This window comes from Bifidobacterium olomucense (assembly GCF_012932375.1).
Classification (GTDB): Bacteria; Actinomycetota; Actinomycetes; order Actinomycetales; family Bifidobacteriaceae; genus Bifidobacterium; species Bifidobacterium olomucense.
The window spans coordinates 1-7926 of sequence record NZ_JAAIIG010000023.1 but is presented as its reverse complement, the minus strand read 5'-3'; the positions used below and the strand labels follow the sequence as shown (position 1 = coordinate 7926).

5 protein-coding genes and 1 rRNA gene are annotated in these 7926 nt (G+C 53.9%); all 6 read left to right on the top strand.

The features are described 5' to 3' along the window. The first annotated feature begins 10 nt into the window (after window positions 1-10). The 6 genes from rrf (at window position 11) to G1C97_RS11735 (ending at window position 7617) form a co-directional block, all read left to right on the top strand. Window positions 11-127, top strand: a 5S ribosomal RNA gene (rrf, locus tag G1C97_RS11760). A 245-nt stretch (window positions 128-372) separates the two neighbouring features. Continuing rightward, window positions 373-3468, top strand: a complete 3096-nt coding sequence (locus G1C97_RS11755; RefSeq protein WP_169241918.1) for a restriction endonuclease — start codon at window positions 373-375, stop codon at window positions 3466-3468. Next, window positions 3384-5258 carry a type ISP restriction/modification enzyme gene (locus G1C97_RS11750; RefSeq protein WP_169241917.1) on the top strand — a complete coding sequence of 625 codons (1875 nt, stop codon included), beginning with the start codon at window positions 3384-3386 and terminating at the stop codon, window positions 5256-5258. Before G1C97_RS11755 ends, G1C97_RS11750 begins: the two co-directional genes overlap by 85 nt. Window positions 5259-5519: 261 nt before the next feature. Continuing rightward, complete coding sequence (locus tag G1C97_RS11745) at window positions 5520-5810, top strand: ATP-binding protein (protein WP_169241916.1); 291 nt, start codon at window positions 5520-5522, stop codon at window positions 5808-5810. Next, a complete protein-coding gene (locus G1C97_RS11740; RefSeq protein ID WP_169241915.1) occupies window positions 5798-6034 on the top strand; it encodes an ATP-binding protein in 237 nt (78 codons plus the stop codon). The genes G1C97_RS11745 and G1C97_RS11740 overlap by 13 nt, the downstream gene beginning before the upstream one ends. A gap of 245 nt (window positions 6035-6279) precedes the next feature. Beyond that, window positions 6280-7617 (top strand): ATP-binding protein, encoded by a 1338-nt coding sequence (locus tag G1C97_RS11735; protein WP_169241914.1) that lies wholly within the window; start codon window positions 6280-6282, stop codon window positions 7615-7617. Window positions 7618-7926 lie beyond the last annotated feature (309 nt).

Sequence of the window (7926 nt, the reverse complement as noted above, 5' to 3'; positions counted from 1 at the left end):
ATCTAGGTTTTGCGGTGGTCATGGCCCAGGTGAGACGCCCGGTCCCTTTCCGAACCCGGAAGCTAAGGCCTGGCACGGCGATGGTACTGCACTCGATAGGGTGTGGGAGAGTAGCACGCCGCCGCAACATTCGTCACAAGGGGGGTGGTCCCAACAGACCACCCCCCTTTTTCATATTTGCATACGTTCCGTTCTTGTGTGCGCGGGGCTTGGGTCCGGCCCGCGTCCCCCGCTTGGATTCTGGTCATGGGGCAACGAAGCCTGGCAAAACACCACCACCGCCAGCCTCAACTTCTATGCTCAACTTTCCAGGTAATGCTCCATGAGCCAGTATCCTTGTCGCATATAAGTATGTTGACTTTGGAGCCCAGGATGAGCATTGACGAGATTTTCGCGACAATCGTGACCGAGTCGGTCGATAAGCGTGAGCAGGGTACTCGCTTTGAGCATGCCGTGGAATTCTTTTTGGAACATGATCCCGCATGGCTTGAGCGCATCACGCAGGTATGGATGTGGGACGAGGCTCCTACCAACGACGGCAAGATGGATACTGGCATCGACCTTGTGGCTGAGGACGTGGACGGCTCACTGTGGGCGATTCAAGCCAAATGCTATTCCAAGCCAAAGCTGGCAGCCGGTGACGTATCCACATTCTTTATGAACGCTTTGGCGGACAAGCGTTACCAGCATTACATGATTGCTGATACCGTAGCCGGCTACACGTCCGTGCTTGAGGACTTCATGCTTTCGCATCCGGATATGGATCTGGTGCGCCTCGATATGGACACCATGCGCGAATCGAATCTGGATTGGGAGGCATTCGCCAACGGTTCAGCAGGTGCCGACAATGCCGGTCGCGTAACGTACAGCCCACGTCCACATCAGCGCGAGGCCATCGAAGCGGTGAAGACCGAACTCAAGGACCATGACCGCTGCTCACTGGTCATGGCGTGCGGTACCGGCAAAACGCTGACTTCCCTGAGACTTACGGAATCAATGGTGGGCGAGGGCGGCACTGTGCTCTTCCTTGCACCGTCCATCAGCCTGGTTTCGCAGTCGATGCGCGACTGGGTGAATCAGACTCGTGCCCGCCATATCAACGTGTACGTGGTGTGCTCGGATGGCAAGGCCAGCAAGCTGAGCAAGTCGGAGCAGGAATCCTACGGGCAGCTCACGGATATTCCGTTCCCGGCCACTACGAATGCGGAGACGATTGCGAACCGTTTCCAGCCGCGTGAGGATGCATTGAACGTGGTGTTTTCCACGTATCAGTCGATCCAGGTGATTCATGATGCCCAGCAGTTGGGGCTGCCGGACTTTGATCTGACGATCTGTGACGAGGCGCACCGCACCACGGGCGTAATGGACGGGGAGGCGGCTTTCCAGAAGGTCCATGACGCCGGTTTCATTCATTCCGCAAAGCGCCTGTACATGACGGCCACTCCGCGCATCTTCGGCGAGGGCGCGAAAAACAAGGCCAAAGAAGGTGCGATTGAGATCGCGAGCATGGATGACGAGCAGGTCTATGGTCGCATCGCCTACCGGTTGAGCTTCGGCAAGGCCGTGGCGCTTGGCTTGCTGACCGACTACAAGATCGTGGTGATGCAGGTGGCCGAAAGCATGATGGGTTCGGCCATGCAGAAGCAGTACAGTGCCAAGGATTCCGAAATTCCGTTGGATGATGCGGCTAAGTTCGTGGGCTGTTGGAAGGCGTTGTTTGATCGCCGTCATGCCAAGGGTGTGGAGGAGCTGGTCAATCGCGGCCGTCATGCCGCTGAAGTCGGCCCGGATGATGCCAAGCGTGTGCTGCATCATGCCATTGCGTTCGCTGCCTCGATTAAGGATTCGAAGGCGTTGAGCGCGCAGTTCCGTACGGTGATCGATGATTACACGCGCAATCTGGAGGATACGGATGCGAACAAGGCGGTGATCGCCGCGAACCATGAGGTTCATGTGGAAATCGACCATGTGGATGGTGGCATGGATGCGGCCACGCGTCGTGGCAAGCTCGACTGGCTGGCCGCCAAAACCGCGGACAACGAGTGCCATATTTTGTCTAACGCCCGCTGCTTGGCCGAGGGTATCGATGTGCCGGATTTGGATGCGGTGATCTATCTGAACGCACGCCGTAGTCGTGTGGATATCATTCAGTCGGTCGGCCGTGTGATGCGCAAGGCACCGGGCAAGGAATACGGGTACATCATTATTCCGGTGGTGATTCCGTTGGGCGCGGACCCGGATGCGATTCTCTCCTCGGGCGCCTATGAGACGGTATGGCAGGTGGTGCGCGCGCTCAGGAGCCATGATGAACGCTTGGATGCGATCATCAACGCGGCCGCCTTGGGTGACGAGGATTCACTGCGCCGGATTATCGAAGTCGAAGTGTTGGATGAATCCAAGTTGCGCAAGCGCAGTAGCCGCCGCGATAAGACGGCCGGCAGTGTGGCGAGCATCGGCGGCGAAGGCGCGTACGGCACCGATGATGCTGACGGGAAACCTGCTGATAGGAACTTCCAGCCTGAGCTGGATTTCGAATTGGGGGAGATGGCGAAGGCCATCAACGCGCAGATCGTGCGCAAGTGCGGCACGAAGATCTACTGGGGCGAATGGACCGACGACATCGCCGCCATCACCCGTCGCCGCGCGGAAGCCATCTACCAGCTGGTCGACCAGCCTGGTGTGGCACGAGACGCGTTCCTTGAGTTCGTGGATGGTTTGAAGGACAGCCTCAATCCCGGGTATTCGGAGACGGATGCCATCGCGGTGTTGGCACAGCATGAGGTGACCAAGCCGATTTTCCAGACCCTGTTCACCAACAAGGAGGTCATCGAACACAACCCGATCGTGCAGGGTCTCGACCGCACGATGAACGCCTTGTACGCGGCCGGATTGCCCGAGGTGACCAGCAATCCGACATTGCGTGACCTGTACTCGTCGGTGAGGCTCTCCGCAAGCCAGTTGGAGACGGATGTCGCCAAGCAGAATCTCATCAAGGAGATCTACAACGAGTTCTTCACCAAGGCGTTCAAAGACACCGCCGACAGCCTCGGCATCGTCTACACGCCGGTGGAGGTGGTGGATGCGCAGCTGCACATGGTGCAGCGCGCCCTCGAACGCGAGTTTGGGCAATCGCTGGGCTCGCGCGGCGTGCATGTGTTGGACGGCTTCGCCGGCACCGGCACCTACATCTGCCGATTGATTGAGGACGAGAGCCTGATCGATACGGAGGACCTGCCGTACAAGTACGCGCATGATCTGCACTCCAACGAGATCGTCCCGTTGGCCGCCACCATCATGGACATCAACATCGAACAGTCCTACCACAAGCGCATCGGGGGGGGTACGTCCCATTTGCTGGTGCCTTGCTCACTGACACCTTCCAAATGCATGAAGATGGTGACACGCTTGACGACACCGTCTTCACTGAGAATACTGAGCGCATCAAAAAACAGAAAAGTCTGCCGATAAAGGTTATCGTCGGTAATCCGCCCTACCGGGCCGGCGACAGCGAGAACACCGGCAACCAGAACACCAAATATCCGACCCTCGATAAGAGGGTCGAGGAAACCTATGTGGCTGGATCGAATGCCACTCTAAATAGCAAGTTGTATGACCACTACATCCGTGCGTTCCGTTGGGCGTCAGACCGCATCGGTGACTCCGGTATCGTTTGCTTCGTCACGAATGGTGGATGGCTCACCGGCGAATCAACTGCTGGTGTGCGTAAGTGTTTTGTTGAGGAGTTCAACAGTATCTACGTGTATAACCTGCGCGGTAATCAACGCACCTCCGGTGAAGAATCACGGCGTGAAGGCGGCAAGATTTTCGAATCGGGCTCTCGTGCAACCATTGCCATTACCATGCTCGTTAAGAATCCTAATTCAAGCGAGCATGGTTCCATCCATTACAAGGATATCGGCAACTACCTCAACCGCCAGCAGAAGCTTGACATTCTCAAGAATGTTGTCAAGGATAATCCGGAATGGATTGGGCTCACTTCTGATAAATATGGGGATTGGCTCAATAAGCGAGACGATTCTTTCGGTGATTTCGCACCGCTAAAAGGTGTTTACTCCAATTCGGCACTAGCAGTCTCCACTAATCGCGATTCTTGGGTATGGAATTACTCTTCGACTTGGTTGCTCCAGAATGTCAAAAGGAGCATCTCTGCTTATTCTGAGAGCATCGACGGACAGATTGTTAATGATGATAGCCGTATCAAATGGACAGATGGTCTTAAACGGAGGTTCGCTCGTGGGGAAAAACTAAGGTTTGACTGCTCATTGATACGGACGGGCTTCTATCGTCCATTTACGAAGCAAATGCTTTATGCGAGCAATCAGCTCATAGAACGTCCCAGTTCTCAGTTGAGTTCTCTTATGCCTTATGAAGATGCCGACAACATTGAAATTGCTTTGTCGGGTATCAATGCACCGTACCCATTCTCTGCTGTGGCATATGGAAAGATACCGTGTTTAACTCCGTATGGTGGTAATTTAGCCTGTTTTCCTCTTTATTGGTATGAGAAAGTCGAACCGTCGGACGACGGCGGATTGTTCTCCGAAGCGGACATGCAGGATGCGGACGAGCATGGCTATATCCGTCACGACGCCATCACCGATACCGGCCTGAAGGTATTCCGCGAGGCGTATCCGAACCTGAAGATCACGAAGGAAGACATTTTCTACTACGTGTACGGCGTGCTGCACAGCCCGGAATATCGCAAGCGCTTCGCCAATAACCTGAAGAAGGAACTGCCGCGTATTCCGCTGGCCAAGGACTTCAAGGCGTTCATGAAGGCCGGTCGTGTCCTCGCGCATCTGCACCTCGACTACGAATCCATCAACCCGTGGCCGGTCATGGAGGTCGGCGATAGCGTGAACCCGGGTCGTACCGAGAAGATGACCTACCCGAAGAAGATCAAGAACGCCGAAACCGGCAAGAAGGTGCCTGACCTTACCGTGCTCAAAGTGGCGGAAAACCTGACCATCGAAGGCATTCCGATGCGCGCCTACGACTACGTGGTCAACGGCAAATCCGCCATCGGCTGGCTGATCGACCGCTACAAAGTCACCACCGACAAGAAGAGCGGCATCACCAACGACCCGAACGATTACAGCGATAATCCGCGCTACATCGTGGACCTGGTCGAACGCGTCATCCGCGTGAGCATGGAAACCCTCGACATCGTCGAAGGCCTCCCCGCCTTAGAAGAACTCCCACACCCCGCCAACTGGCCCGCCGAATGGAGCGATTAGGAAAGCGATACAAACCACAATTAGAGCATCGCTTCCGTGGTTTTCTGTATTAGGGCAGCTACCGGTAAGTAGAAAATATAGAAATCAGACGTAATCGATTTCTGTACGGTTTTGCGCTATAAAATCAGTTATAGCTGATTCTTATCGCTCCAGAAAGGAGTTTGCCTTGATTGAGCGACCTGATTACATGGATCAGATTCGGCCGTTCATCGGCAAAAACATCATCAAAGTACTGGTAGGCGCACGGCGTTCCGCAGGTATGTGAATCAGGGCGGTTTCCCATTCCAAACGGATTCGGCATTCGACGAAGCCGCTTCTCTGCGCTATCTGGATGACCTGTTCTCCACGATCTTGTTCAAAGACGTGGTGCGCCATGCCGGTATCCGTGATAGTGATGCCTTGGAACGCGTCATCCGGTACGTTATCGGAGAAGAGGGGTACCTGATTACTGCCGCCAATATTGCCGCATATATGAAAAGCGAGCAGCGCAAAGTATCAGCTGAGACTATCGCTAATTATCTCAATGCCGCGACGTGCACGTGGGCAAAGTAGGGGACAGGGAAATAGACTTCATCGCCAGACGCGGCGATACGGTTTCCTACTATCAAGTCACCTATCTGCTTGGTTCGCAGCAGACAGCGGACCGTGAATTCGGCGTATTCGATGCTGTGCAAGACAATTGGCCGAAATACGTGCTGAGTATGGATGAATTCCCGCAGACGCGTAACGGCATATACGGCATGAACATTATTGATTGGCTGCTTGACGCGGATTGAACGATAATGTGACAGTCATAGAGCTGTACGCCGACGTTCGTCATGATTTTTGCACGAAAAGACAGTTTATTCGTCCAGACTTTTGCACGACGCGCAGTAATATTTGTCCAGACTTTTGCATGAACTGAGTGAAAGTTCGTCATGATTTTTGCATCAGCGATGCGCGGCAAGGCTATACTACGCTTTAGTAGTACGCCTGCATAAGCGTATTTGCCGAAGCTCCTGTGCCGGACGATGGAGGTCTTATGAAGCGCAATATCATGACCACGCTGGAAGCATGGCGGCAGTCTCGGCATCGTCGTCCGCTGGTGCTGTGCGGTGCCAGGCAGGTGGGGAAAACCTATGTGCTGAAAGAGTTGGGACGTACGCAATACGATTCTTGCGCATACCTCAACCTTATGGATGAGCACACGCACGCGGTGTTTGAGTCCGGGTATAACGCGAAGCAAGTACTAGAGAATATTGGGGTGCTTACCGGCACCAGAATCGTACCCGGCCATACGTTAGTCATCATTGATGAAATACAGGAGGTTCCGGCAGCACTTACCCTGATGAAGGCGTTTGCCGAAGACACTCCCGAGCAACACATCGCAGCAGCCGGTTCGTATCTAGGGCTCTCGTACCATGCGGGTCATTCATTCCCGGTTGGGAAAATCGACTCCATAGACATGTATCCATTGACATTCATGGAGTTTCTTGAAGCGAGTGGCCAAAAGGAATTAGCCGAGATAGTGCATGCGTTGGATTTCAACAGAGCGGAGCTGTTTGCCGATAAGCTTGAGCGACTGCTGCGCCAGTATTATTTCGTTGGCGGCATGCCTCAGGCAGTCAGCGAATTTCTTGATGGTGACAACGACTATCTGGCAGCCCGCCGCGTGCAACAGTCGCTACTGTCGGACTATGACAAGGATTTCTCCAAACATAAGGGTGATGTTCCTGAGATTGATGTGGAGCGTGTGCGCCTCGCATATCGTTCCATCCCCTCGCAGCTAGGGCGCGAGAATCATAAATTCGTCTTCGGGCATATCACATCTGGTGCGCGACGGACCCAGTATGAAACCGCAATACAATTCATCGTCGATTCGGGATTGGCTCATCGCGTATACCGCATCAATAAGCCGCAACTGCCATTGCGTGATTATGAGGATCTTTCGGCTTTTAAGCTGTACATGCATGACATCGGGTTGCTTGGAGCCGCCATGAACGTATCCGCTCGCGATGTTTTATTGTCCAATAAGGCGTTCGAGGAATACAAGGGCGCAATGACCGAGCAGTATGTGTGCCAGCAGCTTACGGCAACCGGTCACACCCCGTATTATTGGACGGCAACCCGTGGAACCGCGGAAGTGGATTTCATTCTGCAATATAACGGGCAGCCGGCTCCGTTGGAAGTCAAGGCTGAGGAGAACGTTCACGCAAAAAGCCTGCGTCTGTTGTGCGCAGACACAGGCTTGCATGGATATCGCTCGTCAATGAAGGGGTACCGTGAGCAGGATTGGCTCACTAATGTGCCGTTATGGGCATTTGGTGAGTATTTCGCAGCCTGGAACGATCCAGCAAACCAGATTCCTGAAGGATTCTAAGAGACGTTTAACGCCAAGAATCAAATAAAAACGATTTCTGCATGGTATTGCGCTGTAAAACAGTTATACTGATTTCTCATCGATACAAGAAGAAGCCTGCAGAGATCGAACGGTCCCTATATATGAATCAGATTCGGCCGTTCACCGGCATGAACATTATTGATTGGCTGCTTGACGTGGATTGAGCCATGTTCTTATGCATTCGTCTCAGCTTTTGCATGGAACGCCCGTCTGTTTGTCGGTTTTCGACACGCCGGTGGATGCCAGTGTTTGCAAGGGTTCCGGGGGTGTTTCGAGGGGGTGGGGTTG

Excerpts from the sequence above, each read along its gene's own strand:
- G1C97_RS11755 (WP_169241918.1), top strand. The coding sequence starts at position 373 with ATGAGCATTGACGAGATTTTCGCGACAATCGTGACCGAGTCGGTCGAT.
- G1C97_RS11750 (WP_169241917.1), top strand. The coding sequence starts at position 3,384 with ATGCATGAAGATGGTGACACGCTTGACGACACCGTCTTCACTGAGAAT.
- G1C97_RS11735 (WP_169241914.1), top strand. The coding sequence starts at position 6,280 with ATGAAGCGCAATATCATGACCACGCTGGAAGCATGGCGGCAGTCTCGG.